Annotated in this window: 13 protein-coding genes; 2 read left to right on the top strand and 11 right to left on the bottom strand. The window is 69.5% G+C overall.

Annotation, left to right across the window (positions count from 1 at the left end; all coding sequences use genetic code 11):
• On the top strand, window positions 1-314 hold a 314-nt coding region (locus A3CE_RS57625), incomplete at its 5' end, for a BTAD domain-containing putative transcriptional regulator (protein WP_020647391.1).
• Between the two features lie 108 nt (window positions 315-422).
• On the opposite strand, the gene A3CE_RS0148575 is transcribed toward A3CE_RS57625, so the two are convergent.
• The 3 genes from A3CE_RS0148575 to A3CE_RS0148565 all read right to left on the bottom strand — a co-directional run bounded on the left by A3CE_RS0148575 (window position 423) and on the right by A3CE_RS0148565 (window position 2620).
• Entirely contained in the window at window positions 423-1316 is an 894-nt protein-coding gene (locus A3CE_RS0148575; protein ID WP_020638208.1) for an IS3 family transposase, read from the bottom strand.
• Window positions 1313-1627, bottom strand: coding sequence for a transposase (locus tag A3CE_RS0148570; RefSeq protein WP_169523903.1), 315 nt, complete (start codon window positions 1625-1627; stop codon window positions 1313-1315). Before A3CE_RS0148570 ends, A3CE_RS0148575 begins: the two co-directional genes overlap by 4 nt.
• 159 nt (window positions 1628-1786) lie before the next feature.
• Complete coding sequence (locus A3CE_RS0148565) at window positions 1787-2620, bottom strand: substrate-binding domain-containing protein (RefSeq protein WP_020647390.1); 834 nt, start codon at window positions 2618-2620, stop codon at window positions 1787-1789.
• 249 nt (window positions 2621-2869) lie between these two features.
• Between A3CE_RS0148565 and A3CE_RS0148560 the strand changes: the two genes are divergently transcribed.
• Window positions 2870-4321 (top strand): DUF1996 domain-containing protein, encoded by a 1452-nt coding sequence (locus tag A3CE_RS0148560; RefSeq protein WP_020647389.1) that lies wholly within the window; start codon window positions 2870-2872, stop codon window positions 4319-4321.
• A 66-nt stretch (window positions 4322-4387) separates the two neighbouring features.
• On the opposite strand, the gene A3CE_RS0148555 is transcribed toward A3CE_RS0148560, so the two are convergent.
• The 8 genes from A3CE_RS0148555 to araB all read right to left on the bottom strand — a co-directional run bounded on the left by A3CE_RS0148555 (window position 4388) and on the right by araB (window position 15084).
• Window positions 4388-6436, bottom strand: a complete 2049-nt coding sequence (locus A3CE_RS0148555; RefSeq protein ID WP_211231883.1) for a glycoside hydrolase family 2 protein — start codon at window positions 6434-6436, stop codon at window positions 4388-4390.
• A 12-nt stretch (window positions 6437-6448) separates the two neighbouring features.
• The gene (locus A3CE_RS0148550) at window positions 6449-7141 is read right to left on the bottom strand and encodes a glycoside hydrolase family 12 protein (RefSeq protein ID WP_026469593.1); all 693 of its coding nucleotides are present in this window, start codon (window positions 7139-7141) and stop codon (window positions 6449-6451) included.
• Window positions 7142-7322: 181 nt separating this feature from the next.
• Window positions 7323-8543 (bottom strand): multiple monosaccharide ABC transporter permease, encoded by a 1221-nt coding sequence (gene mmsB, locus A3CE_RS0148545; RefSeq protein ID WP_020647386.1) that lies wholly within the window; start codon window positions 8541-8543, stop codon window positions 7323-7325.
• Window positions 8540-10060, bottom strand: coding sequence for a multiple monosaccharide ABC transporter ATP-binding protein (mmsA, locus tag A3CE_RS0148540; protein ID WP_020647385.1), 1521 nt, complete (start codon window positions 10058-10060; stop codon window positions 8540-8542). Before mmsA ends, mmsB begins: the two co-directional genes overlap by 4 nt.
• The gene (gene chvE, locus A3CE_RS0148535) at window positions 10057-11163 is read right to left on the bottom strand and encodes a multiple monosaccharide ABC transporter substrate-binding protein (protein WP_020647384.1); all 1107 of its coding nucleotides are present in this window, start codon (window positions 11161-11163) and stop codon (window positions 10057-10059) included. Before chvE ends, mmsA begins: the two co-directional genes overlap by 4 nt.
• Window positions 11164-11215: 52 nt before the next feature.
• Window positions 11216-12715 (bottom strand): L-arabinose isomerase, encoded by a 1500-nt coding sequence (araA, locus tag A3CE_RS0148530; protein WP_020647383.1) that lies wholly within the window; start codon window positions 12713-12715, stop codon window positions 11216-11218.
• An 18-nt stretch (window positions 12716-12733) separates the two neighbouring features.
• Complete coding sequence (locus A3CE_RS0148525; protein WP_020647382.1) at window positions 12734-13411, bottom strand: L-ribulose-5-phosphate 4-epimerase; 678 nt, start codon at window positions 13409-13411, stop codon at window positions 12734-12736.
• Window positions 13411-15084 carry a ribulokinase gene (gene araB, locus A3CE_RS0148520; RefSeq protein WP_020647381.1) on the bottom strand — a complete coding sequence of 558 codons (1674 nt, stop codon included), beginning with the start codon at window positions 15082-15084 and terminating at the stop codon, window positions 13411-13413. The genes A3CE_RS0148525 and araB overlap by 1 nt, the downstream gene beginning before the upstream one ends.
• Window positions 15085-15139: the final 55 nt, after the last annotated feature.

The following is a 15139-nucleotide window of genomic DNA, read 5'->3' as shown; positions in this document are numbered from 1 at the left end:
GCACCCGGGCCCAGCTGGCCCTGATCCGAGCCAGGCTCACCCTCGGCGAGCACGCCCAGCTCGAACCGGAACTGGAGCGGCTGGCCCTCGCGCGCCCGCTCGACGAGCAGGTGCACGCGCAGTTGATGCTCGCGCTGTACCGCACCGGCAGGCAGGCCGACGCGCTCGGCGTTTACCGCAGGCTGCGCGCGGCCTTGGCCGACAACCTCGGCATCGACCCCAACCAGCGGCTGCGTGACCTCGAGATCGCGATCCTGCGCCAGGACCCGGCCCTCGAGGAGTCCGCGCTCGCCGTCCGGCTGCTGGCCGGTTAGCCCTCGCGCGCGGCCCGATAGCCCGGCCCCAAGGTCTTGAATGACTCATTCAGGACCTCCGAAGACCTGGGCTTGCCCCGTTTGGGCAGACAGGGTCGATGAGTGAGATCAGGCTACCTGAGGTTCGGTAGCCGGGTGAGTGGTTGTTTCGTAGGCGCTGGGGCTGAGGTAGCCGAGGCTGGAGTGCCGGCGGCGGGTGTTGTACCAGCCTTCGATGTAGCTGAAGATCGCCTGGTGAGCGCGGGTTCTGGTCGGCCAAGGTTGCCGGTCGAGCAGTTCGGTTTTGATGGTCGCGAAGAACGACTCGGCCACCGCGTTGTCCCAGCACTGGCCTGTGCGACCGACCGAGAGCCGGACGCCGGCGTCGGTGGCGGTGCGGGCGAACTGGGCGGAGGTGTACTGGCAGCCGCGGTCGGAGTGGAAGATCACCCCGGGAGCGGGGCGGCGCTGGGTGAGCGCATCACGCAGGGCCTGGTCGATGAGGTCGGTGCGCAGGTGGTCGGCGGTGGCCCAGCCGATGACCTTGCGGGAGGCGAGGTCGATCACGGTGGCCAGGTAGAGCCAGCCTTCCCAGGTGGGGATGTAGGTGATGTCGCCGCACCACCGCGTGTTGATGTTCTCGGGGTGGCAGGTGAAGTCGCGGGTGATCAGGTCCGGGCGGGCCGGGGCGGCGGGGTCGGCGATGGTGGTGGTGCGCCATCGTTTCGGTGTCCGTCCGGCCAGGCCTGCTTGGCGCATCAGCCGGGCGACGCGTTTGCGGGCATGGCGGTGGCCTTGGGCCTGCAGTTCGGCGTGCACCCGCGGTGAACCGTAGGTGCCGCGGGACTCCTCGTGCACTTGCGCGATGTGGTCGGTCAGGGCGGTGTCGGTCAGTTCGCGGGCGGACGGGCCTGCGCGGTGGGTGTAGTAGGCGGCACGGGAGACCTTGAGCAGCGCGCAGGCACGCTTGACAGTGCCCTTGCCGCTGGCGTTCTCCGCCTCGATGAACGGGTAAACGTTCACCGGGTCTCCTTCGCGAAGAAAGCTGTCGCTCGTTTGAGGATTTCCACGTCTTCCCGCAGCCGTGTGTTCTCTTTCCGGAGGGCGGCGAGTTCGGTCTTGTCGTCGCTGGTCAGCCCGTCGGTGCGGGTCCCGGCGTCGCGTTCGGCCTGGACGATCCACTTGCGGACCACTGAGTCGGTCAGCTCGAAGTCCCGGACCACCTCCGGGACGGTTCGCTCGCCGCGCTGCACCAGCTCAACGATCTGCGCTTTGAACTCAGGTGTGAACACCCGCCGGGGTCGTTGACGGGCGCGGGGTTTCTTCTTGGCCACGGGTTCCATGATGAGGGACATCCGTTCTCAGGGGCTTGCGTCCCTGATGAGAGGTGTCCGCCAAACCGGGTCAAGCCCAGGACCTCCGAAGACCTGAATGAGTCATTCAGGACGTTCGCCCTCGCCGCCGCGCCGTCAACGAACCTCGGACGCGCGGCTCTAGCTGCCTCGGAGGCAGCGGCTGCTCTCCCGGACCACCAGCTCGGCCTCGACCGTCCCGCGCATCGGGGCCGGGACGCCGTCGATGCGGGCCTCGAGCACCGCCAGGGTCTGGCGGCCCGCCGCGATGAAGTCCTGGCGGACCGTGGACAGCGGGGGTGCGAAGTAGGCCGCCTCGGGGACGTCGTCGAAGCCGACCACGTGCGCGTCGCGGGGGACCCGCATCCCCGCTTCGGCGAAGGCCGCGAACAGGCCGAGTGCCATGTGGTCGTTGGCCGAGAACACCGCGCCGACGCCCGGTTCGACGGCCAGGGACTGCCCGGCCCGGTAGCCGGAGCGGGCGGACCAGTCGCCGCGGACCACCGGGGGGATCTCCGCGCCGTGGCGTTCGAGGGTTTCGCGCCAGCCGCGCTCGCGGGCGCGGGCGATCGTCCCCTCTTCGGGGCCGCCCAGGTGCCAGACCGTCGGGTGACCGAGCGCCAGGAGGTGCTCGGTGGCGCGGCGCGCGCCTTCGTACTGGCCGGTGGACGCGGCCGGGATGAGCGGGATGCCGGGGACCGGTGCCATCTCGGCGACGAGCCGGGCGTCGAGCACGATGATCCCCGCCACGCCCTGCAGCCTCAGTCCCGCCACGGCCGCCATCACCGCCGCGCCACTGTGGCCGGTCACGCTGAAGACGCTGACCTCGTACCCCTGCTCGCGGGCGGCCGCGCGGAGACCGTGCAGCACCGGCCCCGTCACGGTGGCCGCGGTGGCGATCACCCCCAGGGTGCCCCGCGGGTGGAGGACCGGCGCGCGGAGCGGGCCGTCGGGACCTGCGTCGTCCACGGACATGGGGTGATGTTAGCGATCACACCGGTGGACGTGAACTTTGTTCGCCTTCCATAAATAACGAACAGGTAACGGCAAGGTCGCGGCTTGAACCACCCCCCGGCGGCAGCCGTTCCCCCCAATGCCGGAACCAAGTGACACCGGGCGCGATCCCCCGATCCCGCGTGCCGATGCCGCTCCCCGGGTTCCGCGCGTTTCCCGACCGGGCACGCAGCTGTCTTCGGCGTGCCCGGAAAACCGAACGAGGTGAACATGGCCCGGAATACCACCCGCTCCCCCGCCACGGGCAGACATCGCATCACCCGCCGCACGAAGATCGCGACCGGCGGCCTCGCCCTCGCGATCGCGGTCGGGGGCATCGTCGTCGCGACCACGGCCGGGCGTACCGGCGAAGCGAGCGCCGACCCCGCCGACAAGTCCTTCTTCGTCGACATCACGAAGGTCCCCGCCGGCTCCAACGTGAACAAGGCGTTGCAGCAGAAGGGCGCGCGCGGCACGTTCACCGTGGACTGCGGCCGCAACGAAAACCAGCACTTCAACCCCGACAACTTCATCGCGCAGCCGGGGATCAAGAACGGCGCCCAGCACCTGCACGACTACGTCGGCAACCTGTCGGCGAACGCCGACTCGAACAACAAGAGCCTCGTCAAGTCCGGCACCACCTGCAAGAACGGCGACAAGTCCGCCTACTTCTGGCCCGTCGTCCGCATCGACACCGGCGACGCCGAGAAGAACCCGCCGGGCAAGGACCCGAAGAGCGACCGCGCGCAAAGCGCGAAGGACAAGGCCAGCGCCCAGGTCGACTGCCCGGACGTCGCGAGCAAGCTCCCCGACGTCCCGGACCAGGCGATGGACGAGGTGAACCGCAACCTCGACCTGCTCGACACGCAGATCGACGAGGCGAACAAGCGGATCGCGAACGGCGACCTGAAGACGCCGCAGGACATCCAGAACGCCGTCGTCGGCCCGCTCAAGGACAAGCGGGTCGCCACCATCGACCGGATCGCCATCGCCATCGGCCGCCGCGCCGCGAAGCCGACCAACCTGGGCGGGCTCGCCCCGTGCGTGCTCAAGCAGAACGGCAAGGGCGGGCTCGACAACGGCGGCGGCAACAGCAACGGCCAGCCCGCTGAGCTGCCCGGCGTGAACGACAAGAACGAAGTCGGCGACAACGACGGCGAGATCCAGCGCGTCCAGTCGGCGACGATCACGTTCACCAGCGGCGGCGCGGGCAAGGTCGTCGCGATGCCGCAGTTCCTCCGCATCCTCTACGGCGACGCCAAGCAGAGCACCAACGGCCCGGCCAACGCCCGGGCGAGCTGGACCTGCACCGGGTTCGAGGACCGGCTGACCGACAAGTACCCGATCTGCCCGGCGAACAGCAAGGTGGAGCGCATCCACGCCTTCCCGAACTGCTGGGACGGCAAGAACATCGACAGCACCAACCACCGCACGCACATCGTGTTCTCCGACCAGCAGGGCCGCTGCCCCCAGGGCTTCAAGAACGTGCCGCAGCTGGTGATCAAGCTGGTCTACAACATCCCGCGGGACATCCAGCTCAAGGGCCAGTACAAAGTGGACGCCTTCGCGCAGGAGAAGCACAACCCCCGCTCGGACCACGACGACTTCGCCAACGTCATGGGCCAGCGCCTGATGAACCAGGCCGTCAACTGCATCAACACCGGCAAGCGCTGTAACCAGTGACCGGCTGAAAGCTCGTGATGGCCACCTTGAGGAACTTGAAGTTCCTCAAGGTGGCCTTCACGAACATCAGGACTGCCGGAACCAGGTGACCGTGTCCGTGTGCAGGTGGCCGTTCTGGACGGCGGTCGCTTGGACGACGTTCGGGCCCGGGTTCAGGGCGACGGCGGACCAGACGGCGATGTGGTCACCCGGAAGCCGGGTGCCGAGCGGGACGCCGTTGACGCAAAGGCTCACCGGCGCGGTGCCGGCGTAGACCTTGACGTCGGTCGTGGCGGTGGTCCGGACCGTGTCGCGGGCGGAGGTGATGTGCAGCACCGGACGGGACGACCAGTTCGCCTGGTACCAGTAGAAGGCGTCCTTTGCGGTCAGCCGGTCGCCGGTCACCAGGCCCTTGTCGTTGATCCCCGGGCGGTCGCCCTCGTTCCGCCCGTCCGAAGCGAAGTCGAACATCACCCACACGAAGCTGCCCCAGAGGTACGGACGCGCCTCGATCGCGCGCCACGAGGTCTCGGCGACCTCCGCCTGGTACTCCTCGGGGTGCCAGTGCCCGCCGGGTACCGGCGGGGCCGGGTGCTGTTCGTGCTGCCGGACGCTCGCGCCCGCCCCGTATTCCGAGACGGCGATCCGCCGACCAGGGTCGGCCCGGTGCAGGTCGTCGGCCCACGTCCCCAGGTTCGCGGCGCCCGGGACGTACCAGCCGTAGTAGCGGTTGTAGCCGGTCAGGTCCGCGTGCCCGGCCAGGGCGTCGGTGTCGGACAGGCAGCAGTGGGCGTACGTCGTGAGGCGGTCCGGATCGTCGGCGCGGAACACGGCCCGGGCCGCGGCGAGCACGGCGTTGGCGGCCGGGCTGGAGACGTACTGCTCGTTGCCCAGGCCCCACATCGCCACCGACGGGTGGTTCGCGTTCTGGCGGACCAGCTCGTGCGCCTGCGTCTCGGCGTTCGCGGTGAAGGCCGGCGAATCGGTGACGAACCCGACCAGCGGCACCTCGGTCCACACCACCAGGCCGAGCCGGTCGGCGAGGTCGTACTCGCGCGGCGAGTGCTGGTAGTGGGCCATCCGGACGGCGTTCGCGCCCAGCTCGGCGATCAGCGCGTAGTCGGCGTCGATGTCGGCCGCCGGCACCGCGGTGCCGCGGTCCGGACGGCTGGGCAGCTGGGTGTTCACCCCGTGCAGCGGGTACGGGACGCCATTGAGCAGGAACCCGCGGACGGGGTCGGCGGCGAAGGTGCGCAGTCCCAGCGGGACGGTCACCGCGTCCCCGCCCACCTCCGCCGTGACCGAGTACAGGGAGGGGTCCCGCACGCCGTTCCACCGGTGCGGGTCGCGCACGCGCAGCGCGGAGGTCACCGGCACGGTCGAGCCTGCCCCGACGGTGACCGCGCCCGCCGAGACCGCCACGACGCGGCGCGCGGCGTCCCGGACGACGGTCCGGACCGGGATCCGCCGCGGCACGGCCGTGTCGTTGGTGACCCTGGTGGTCGCCTCGAGGTCGGCGGCCGCCGGCGTCAGCGCCCGCTGCCGCACCGAGACACCCGGGCCGCCGTAGTCGAGCGCGTCCACGTGCACCGGGTCGGTGACGACGAGTTTCACGTCACGGTAGAGGCCCCCGAACAGGGTGAAGTCGCCGTCGAGCGGGGCGACGCCGGCGTTCTTCCGGTTGTCGACCGCCACCGCGACGGACACCGTCCGCCCGGCGGGCGCGAGCGCGGTGACGTCGAAGCGGAACCCGGAATAGCCGCCCTCGTGCCGCCCGGCGCGCCGGCCGTCGACGTAGACGTCGGTGACCAGGTTCGCGCCGTCGAACTGGAGGAAGACCCGCCGGTCCCCGGCCGGGACGGCCAGCCGGGTCCGGTACCACCCGACGTCGCGCCGGTAGTTCCCGCCGCCGTCGGCGCCGTCCGCCGCGTTCCACGTGTGCGGCACCGTGACCGGCGCCCAGGAAGTGTCGTCGAAACCGGGGGCCGCGGCGCCGGTGACGTCGCCGAGGTGGAACCGCCAGCCACCGCCGAGCACCGTCTCGGTGCGGGGGTGACCCGGGGCCGCCGCCGCCACCACCGGGACACACCAGCAGCACAGCAGCGCGGTGACCACCGCGAGGACGAACCGGCGCACGCGACCCTCCACTCAGGAGCTGGTGACGGAATAGCTGTTCGTCGTGAAGTTCAGGCCACCCGGCGACGAGGTGATCTCGAAGCCGAACTGGACCTCGCCGAGCGTGACGTCCCCGAACCAGCCGCGCGCCTTGATCCAGTTCAGCACGGCCAGCACGTCGACCGTCCCGGCGTTCGTGTTCGACGTGCGGACGAACGAGAACACCGCGTTCGAGCCGTTCGATCCCTTGTAGACGTCCCAGGTGTGACCGCCGACGGTCGCGGTGACCTGCTTGCTGCCCAGCGGCCCGACCGCGCCCTGCTTGTCCATCCAGAGCATGGTTTCGTAGGCGTTGTTGTCCGCCCAGATGTCATACGCGGTCTCGTAGGCGCCGCTGCCGGGGCGGGTGACGTTGAAACTGCTCGAAACCTTCCCGAGCGCGCTGAGCTTCTTGCCGACGTTCTTCGCCGAGTGCGGGTAGGTCTTCACCCCGCCGGTGTTCGGCTGGTCCGACCAGACCCCGAAATTGCTGTACGAGTTCGCCCAGATGGTCTGCGGGCCGGCCCCGCTGCCCCAGACGTCGTTGCGGATCGTGTAGCCGCCGTTGGACCAGGTCGCCCATTTGTCCGAAGACGACCAGGTCGCCGCCGAAGCGACACCTGCCGAGGTGGCGACCGAAGCGGCCACGGCCAAGGAAACCACCAGGGAACGCACGACTTTGTGCATGGTCACGTCCTGTCGTCGGTGAGGGATTCACCAAGACTATGACCGCACCGTCAGCGCGTGGTCAAGCATTACCGAGCCCGTTCGAGAAGTTCGAAAATCACTTTCCGTCGAATTCATTGAACGACACGGAAAGGGGCTTTCCCCGCGAACGAGGAAAGCCCCTTTACGCCGGCCGGCACGCTCAGGAAGCCGCGCGGCGTTTCGTCCAGATGTCGTAGGCCACCGCCGCGAGCAGGACGACGCCCTTCACCAGCATGACCCGCTCGCTCGGCGCGCCGATCAGGGACATGCCGTTGTTGATCACGGCCATGATCAGGCCACCGGTGATCGCGCCGACCACCTTGCCGACGCCGCCCTGGACGGCCGCGCCGCCGATGAACGCCGCCGCGATCGCGTCCAGCTCGAAGTTGACACCGGCCGTCGGGCCCGCCTGGTTGAGCCGGCCGGCGAAGATGATGCCCGCCAGCGCGGCCAGCACGCCCATGTTGACGAAGATCCAGAACGTCACCTGCTTGACCTTGACGCCCGAGAGCGTCGCGGCCTGCAGGTTGCCGCCCACGGCGTAGATGTGCCGGCCGAACACCGACTTCCCGGCCACCAGCGAGTAGCCGAGCACCAGCACCGCGAGCAGGATGAGCACCCACGGCAGGTTCTTGAACCGCGCCAGCTGCACGACCAGCGCGAGCACCAGCACCGCGATCCCGGCGATCTTGAGCACGAAGACCGGGAAGGGATCGACTTCCTGGCCGTAGCCCAGCCGACCGGCCCGCTTGCGCCACTGCGTGAACACGATCCCGGCCACCGCGGCGACGCCGGCGAGCACCGACACCAGGTCGGCGCCGCCGAGCGGGCCGAGGGCGATGTTGCCCAGGTAGCCGTCGGTGAAGCCGTTCGACAGCGTCCGGATCGCGTCCGGGAACGGGCCGATGCCCTGGTTGCCCAGTACCGACAGGGTCAGTGCCCGGAACGCCAGCATGCCGGCGAGCGTCACGATGAACGCCGGGATGCCGAAGTAGGCGACCCAGTAGCCCTGCCACGCGCCGATCGCCGCGCCGACGACGAGGGTGATCAGCACCGCCACGAACCACGGCACGTGCGAGTTCACCATCAGCACCGCCGACACCGCGCCGGTCATCGCGACGACCGACCCGGCGGACAGGTCGATGTGCCCGGAGATGATCACCAGGATCATCCCGATCGCGAGGATCAGCACGTAGCTGTTCTGCACGATGATGTTGGAGATGTTCTGCGGCTCCAGCAGCGCGCCACCGGTGAGCACCTCGAACAGCACCACGATCAGCGCGAACGCGACGTAGATGCCGCTCTGGCGCGGGTTGATCGAGATCCTCCGCTTGGAGCGCTCAACCGGGGGCACGGCGGGCCGCGCTTCGGTCGTGGTCATTCCCGTTCCTTAGTCATGTACTGCATCAGCAGTTCCTGAGTGGCTTCTTCGCGCTCGGCCACGCCGGTGATCCGGCCCGCCGACAGCGCGTAGATCCGGTCGCAGAGCCCGAGCAGCTCCGGCAGCTCGGAGGAGATGACCAGCACGGCCTTCCCCTGCGCGGCCAGTTCGTTGATGATCGTGTAGATCTCGAACTTCGCGCCGACGTCGATGCCGCGGGTCGGCTCGTCGAGGATCAGCACGTCCGGGTCGGTGAAGATCCACTTGGCCAGCACGACCTTCTGCTGGTTGCCGCCGGAGAGCTTCCCGGTCACGCTCTGCACGCTCGGCGCCTTGATCCGCAGGTCGCGGTGGTACCGGTTGGCGGTGTCGTGCTCGGCGTGCTCGTTGACCCAGCCGCGCTTGGCCAGCTTGCCCAGCCCGGCCGCGGACACGTTGCGCTGGATGTCCTCGATCAGGTTGAGCCCGTAGCGCTTCCGGTCCTCGGTGGCGTAGGCGATGCCGTGGCGGACGGCCTCCCGCACCGACCGGACGTCGATCTCCTGGCCGTGCTTGAAGATCCGGCCGGAGATGTCCTTGCCCCACGACCGGCCGAACACGCTCATCGCGAGCTCGGTGCGGCCCGCGCCCATCAGCCCGGCCAGGCCGACGATCTCCCCGCGCCGCAGCGAAAGCGACGCGTGGTCGACGACGACCCGCCCGGCCTGGGTCGGGCTGTGCACGGTCCAGTCCTCGATCCGCAGCACCTCTTCGCCGATCTCCGGCTCCCGGGGCGGGAACCGGTGCTCGAGGTCACGGCCGACCATGCCGGTGATGATGCGCTCTTCAGTCAGCTCCGCCGCGTCGAGCGTTTCGATCGTCTTGCCGTCACGCAGGATCGTGACGGTGTCGGCGATCGCCGTCACCTCGCCGAGCTTGTGCGAGATGATCACGCACGTGACGCCCTCGTCCCGCAGCCCGCGCAGCAGCTCGAGCAGGTGGGCCGAGTCGTCGTCGTTGAGCGCCGCGGTGGGCTCGTCGAGGATCAGCAGCTTGACCTCTTTGGACAGCGCCTTGGCGATCTCGACGAGCTGCTGCTTGCCGACACCGAGTTCCTGCACCGCCCGCGTGGCGTTTTCGGCGAGGCCGACGCGCTTGAGCAGCGCGCCGGCCTCGTGATTGGTGCGATTCCAGTCGATCCAGCCGCGCTTGCCCTGTTCGTTGCCGAGGAAGATGTTCTCCGCGATCGACAACTGTCCGCACAGCGCGAGTTCCTGGTGGATGATCACGATCCCGCGCCGTTCGCTGTCGCGCACCGACCCGAACTCGCACCGCTGCCCGTCGAAGGTGATCTCGCCGTCGTACGACCCGTGGGGGTAGACGCCCGAGAGCACCTTCATCAGGGTGGACTTCCCGGCGCCGTTCTCCCCGCAGATCGCGTGGATTTCCCCGCGGCGCACGGAAAGAGTGACGTCCGACAGCGCCTTGACCCCGGGGAAGGTCTTGGTGATCCCGCGCATGCCGAGCAGTTCGGTCATTTCAGCTGACCTGCCGTGTAGTAGCCCGAGTCGACGAGTTCCTTCTGGTAGTTCGTCTTGTCCACGGTGACCGGCTGCAGCAGGTACGACGGGACGACCTTCTTGCCGTTGTCGTAGTCCTTCGTGTTGTTGACCTCGGGCTTGCCACCCTTGAGCACCGCGTCGGCCATCTTGACGGTGGTGTCGGCGAGGATGCGGGTGTCCTTGAAGATCGTCGAGTACTGCTCACCGGCGATGATGGACTTGACCGAGGCGACCTCGGCGTCCTGCCCGGTGACGATCGGGTACGCCTGGCCGCCGGTGCCGTAGCCGTTGCTCTTCAGCGCCGACAGGATGCCGATGGACAGGCCGTCGTACGGCGAGAGCACGCCCTGGACCTTCGCGCCACCGGTGTAGGTCTTGGTGAGCAGGTCCTCCATGCGGCGCTGCGCGGTGGCCGGGTCCCAGCGGAGGATGGCCGCGCGGGCGAAGTCGGTCTGGCCGCTCTTGACGACCAGCTTGCCGCTGTCCATCAGGGGCTTGAGGACGGACATCGCGCCGTTGAAGAAGAAGGTGGCGTTGTTGTCGTCCGGCGAACCGGCGAACAGCTCGATGTTGAACGGCCCCGCGCCCGTGCCCAGGCCCTTGACCAGCGAGTTCGCCTGCTCGACGCCGACCTTGAAGTTGTCGAAGGTGGCGTAGTAGTCGACGTTCGGTGAATTGCGGATCAGCCGGTCGTAGGCGATGACCGGGATCTTCTTGTCGGCCGCCTCCTGCAGCTGGGTGGTGATGGCGGTGCCGTCGATCGAGGCGACGACCAGGAGCTTGGCGCCCTTGGTGATCTGGTTCTCGATCTGGTTCACCTGGGTGGGGATGTCGTTCTCGGCGTACTGCAGGTCGACCTTGTAGCCGAGCTTCTCCAGCGCCGACTTGATGTTGTCGCCGTCGTGGATCCAGCGCTCCGACGACTTGGTCGGCATGGTGACGCCGACCAGGCCGCCCGCCGCGCCGGCGGCACCGGGCGCCGCCGTCTGGTCCGCGGTCTTCTGGCTCGAGCCGCACGCCGACAGCGTGAGCACGAGCCCCGCGGCGGCGACGGCCGCGATTCCTCTGCTGAACTTCATTGTTCCTTCTTCCTTTCTGAACAACCCGGCACTTTCACGTGAAAGTGCCGAGTCAGAAACCTTGGGCGAGCCGGTGATAAGCCTGGTTCCAGCGGATGCGATCGGCGAAGCCGTGCGGGGTCGTGTCCTGGTCGATGACCAGGAGCTCGACACCGAGCAGGTTCGCGAAATCGCGGAGGGTTTCCGTGCCGACGGCCTGGGTGAGCACGGTGTGGTGCGGGCCGCCCGCGGTGATCCACGACTCCGCGGACGTCGAGAGCGACGGCGCCGGCTCCCAGACCGCCCGCGCGACGGGCAGTTTCGGCAGCGGCTCGTCCGGCGCGACGACCTCGATCTCGTTGGCCACCAGCCGGAACCGGTCGCCGAGGTCGACCAGGCCGAGGACGACGCCGGGCCCGGGCGTGGCGTCGAACACCAGCCGGACCGGGTCCTCGCGGCCGCCGATGCCGAGCGCGTGGATCTCGCACGAGGGCTTCGCCGACGCGATGCTCGGGCAGACCTCCAGCATGTGCGCGCCGAGGATCTTCGGCGTGCCCGGCCCGAAGTGGTAGGTGTAGTCCTCCATGAACGACGTGCCGAGGCTCTTGCCGACGCCCATCGCCTTGACCGCGGCGAGCAGCGCCGAGGTCTTCCAGTCACCTTCGCCGCCGAAGCCGTAGCCGTCAGCCATCAGCCGCTGCACGGCGAGGCCGGGCAGCTGCCGCAGCCCGCCCAGGTCCTCGAAGTTCGTGGTGAACGCGCCGAAGCCGCCGTCGGTGAGGAACTTCCGCAGCCCGGCCTCGATCTTGGCCGCGTAGCGCAGCGACTCGTGCCGCGCTCCCCCGGCCGCCAGCTCCGGGACCACCGCGTACGCATCGGCGTAGGCCGCGACCAGGTCGTCCACATCAGACACACTATCGACCCGTTCGACCAGGTCGTTCACCCCGTAGGTGTTGACCGAGACGCCGAACCGCAGCTCGGCCTCGACCTTGTCGCCTTCGGTCACGGCGACGTCGCGCATGTTGTCGCCGAACCGGGCCAGCCGCAGGTTCCGCAGGTGGTCGGCACCGATCGCGGCCCGCGCCCACGCGTCGATCCGCGCGACGACGGCCGGGTCGGAGACGTGGCCGGCCACGGTCTTGCGTGGCACGCCGAGCCGGGTCTGGATGAACCCGAACTCACGGTCGCCGTGCGCGGCCTGGTTGAGGTTCATGAAGTCCATGTCGATGGTCGACCACGGCAGGGCTTCGTTGAGCTGGGTGTGCAGGTGCAGCAGCGGCTTGCGCAGGGCGTCCAGGCCGGTGATCCACATCTTCGCGGGCGAGAAGGTGTGCATCCACGCGATCACGCCGACGCAGTCGGCGTCGGTGTTCGCTTCCTGCAGCACCCGGCGGATGGCCGAGGCCTCGGTCAGCACCGGCTTGCCGACGATCTCGGCGGGCAGCCCGCCGGAGGCGGCCAGCAGCTGCTGGATGTGCAGGGACTGGCCGGCCACCTGCTCCAGGGTCTCCTCGCCGTAGAGTCCCTGGCTGCCGGTGAGGAACCAGACTTGGGGTTTCGACGCGCGGGTCATCGTTCTCCTCGAGAGAGTTCAGTGCTGGCCGTAGACGTTCTGGTACCGGGCGTAGAGCCGGTCGACGTCCTCGGGCGGCAGGGGTTCGGGCGTACCGAGCTCGAAGGCCTTGTGCACGGTGCGGGCGACGTCCTCGACCATCACCGCGGCCTTGACCGCGTCACGCGCGGTGCGGCCGACGGTGAACGGGCCGTGGTTGCGCATCAGTACCGCCGGCGACCGGCTGGAGCGAAGCGTTTCGACGATGCCGCGGCCGATGGAGTCGTCGCCGATCAGGGCGAACGGCCCGACCGGGATCTCCCCGCCGAACTCGTCGGCGATCATCGTGAGCACGCACGGGATCGGCTCGCCACGGGCCGCCCACGCCGTGGCGTAGGTCGAGTGCGTGTGGACGACCCCGCCGATCTCCGGCATGTGCCGGTAGACGTAGGCGTGCGCGGCGGTGTCGGACGACGGCGCGAGGTCGCCTTCGACGAGCTCGCCGTGCAGGTCGGTGACGACCATCGTGTCGGCGGACAGGTTGTCGTAGGACACGCCCGAGGGCTTGATGACCAGCAGGTCACGGCCGGGGACGCGCGCCGAGACGTTGCCCGCGGTCCAGATGACCAGCGCGTTGCGGGTCAGCTCGCCGTGCAGCTTCGCCACGGTCTCCCGCAGCTCGGCGACGGTGTCGAGGACTTCACCGGTCAGCGACATCAGGACTGTCCTTTCGCGACGACCTGGGAGACGGCCTGGGAAACGGCACGGCGGCGGGCGGCGAGACGGTGCATGACATCGTTGCCGCCACGGCCGAAGTAGTCGTGCAGTTCCGTGTATTCGGCGTACAGCTCGTCGTAGGCGGCGACGTGCGCGGCCACCGGCCGGTACACCGCGCGCTCGACCGAGCCCATCGCGGCGGCGGCCACGCGGATGTCGGCGTGGGCCCCGGCGGCGACGGCCGCGTGGATGGCCGACCCGAGCGCCGGTCCCTGCGCCGAGCCGATCACCGACAGCGGGAGGTTGGTGACGTCGGCGTAGATCTGCATCAGCAGCGCGTTCTTCGTCAGCCCGCCCGCGATGATCAGCTCGGTGACCGGGACGCCGGCGGCGTTGAACGTCTCGATGATCTTGCGGGTGCCGAAGGCGGTGGCCTCCAGCAGCGCGCGGTAGACGTCCTCGGCGCGGGTGGCGAGCGTCTGCCCGACGACCACGCCGGAGAGCTCGTGGTCGACCAGCACCGACCGGTTGCCGCTGTGCCAGTCCAGGGCGATCAGGCCGTGTTCGCCGATCTCCTGCTGGGCGGCGAGCCGGGTGAGGTGCTCGTGCACGCCGTCGGGGCTCGCGTACGACGCCGGGACGCCGTGCTCGACGAACCAGCCGAAGATGTCGCCGACGCCGCTCTGCCCGGCTTCGTACCCCCACAGCCCGGCGACGATGCCGCCTTCGACGACGCCGCACATGCCGGGGACCTCGCGCAGCTCGGCGCCGTTCATCACGTGGCACGTGGAGGTGCCCATGATCGCCACCATCTGCCCGGGCTCGACGGCCTGGGCGGCGGGCGCGGTGACGTGCGCGTCGACGTTGCCGACGGCGACCGCGATGCCCTCGGGCAGCCCGGTCCAGGCCGCGGCTTCCGCGGTCAGCGAACCGGCGCGGGACCCCAGCTGGCCCAGCGGGTGCTCGAGCTTGTCGGCGACGAAGGACTCGAAGCCGGGGGCGAGCTCGCGGAGGAAGTCACGGCTCGGGTACTGGCCGTCCTGCAGGATCCCCTTGTAGCCGGCCGTGCAGGCGTTGCGGACGTAGGTCCCGGTGAGCTGCCAGACGATCCAGTCGGCGGCCTCGACCCAGTGCCGCATCGCGGCGTAGACCTCCGGCGCCTCTTCGAACAGCTCGAGCGCCTTGGCGAACTCCCATTCCGACGAGATCAGCCCGCCGTAGCGCGGGAGCCACTTCTCGCCGCGGGTGCGGGCCAGCTCGTTGATGCGCACGGCCTGCGGCTGGGCCGAGTGGTGCTTCCACAGCTTCACGTACGCGTGCGGGTTGCCTTCGAACTCGGGCAGTTCGCACAGCGGCGTCCCGTCCGCGGTCGTCGGCACCATCGTGCACGCGGTGAAGTCGGTGGCGATGCCGACGACGTCGCCCGCGTCGACGCCGGCGTCCCGCAGCGCCGCCGGTACGGCGTTGCGGAGCACTCCGACGTAGTCCGCGGGCACCTGCAGCGCCCATTCCGGCGGCAGTGCGCGGCCGGTGCCGGGCAGCGTCTCGTCGAGCACCCCGTGCGGGTACTCGAAAACGCCGGAGCCGAGTTCGGCCCCGTCAGCCACGCGCACGACCACCGCGCGGCCCGACAGCGTGCCGAAGTCGACGCCGACGGTGAGTGGTTCTCCCACGGTGTCCTCCCTCCTGGTTGGTACCGGGACGCGGCGCGGGCGGCGGTAAACGCGC

It is taken from the genome of Amycolatopsis balhimycina FH 1894, from assembly GCF_000384295.1.
GTDB lineage: Bacteria > Actinomycetota > Actinomycetes > Mycobacteriales > Pseudonocardiaceae > Amycolatopsis > Amycolatopsis balhimycina.
This window is presented reverse-complemented; position numbering and strand designations above follow the sequence as displayed.

Coding starts and splice junctions, on each gene's coding strand:
- A3CE_RS0148565 (WP_020647390.1), bottom strand. CDS start 2,620: ATGTCCGTGGACGACGCAGGTCCCGACGGCCCGCTCCGCGCGCCGGTC.
- A3CE_RS0148560 (WP_020647389.1), top strand. CDS start 2,870: ATGGCCCGGAATACCACCCGCTCCCCCGCCACGGGCAGACATCGCATC.
- A3CE_RS0148550 (WP_026469593.1), bottom strand. CDS start 7,141: ATGCACAAAGTCGTGCGTTCCCTGGTGGTTTCCTTGGCCGTGGCCGCT.
- mmsB (WP_020647386.1), bottom strand. CDS start 8,543: ATGACCACGACCGAAGCGCGGCCCGCCGTGCCCCCGGTTGAGCGCTCC.
- mmsA (WP_020647385.1), bottom strand. CDS start 10,060: ATGACCGAACTGCTCGGCATGCGCGGGATCACCAAGACCTTCCCCGGG.
- chvE (WP_020647384.1), bottom strand. CDS start 11,163: ATGAAGTTCAGCAGAGGAATCGCGGCCGTCGCCGCCGCGGGGCTCGTG.
- araA (WP_020647383.1), bottom strand. CDS start 12,715: ATGACCCGCGCGTCGAAACCCCAAGTCTGGTTCCTCACCGGCAGCCAG.
- A3CE_RS0148525 (WP_020647382.1), bottom strand. CDS start 13,411: ATGTCGCTGACCGGTGAAGTCCTCGACACCGTCGCCGAGCTGCGGGAG.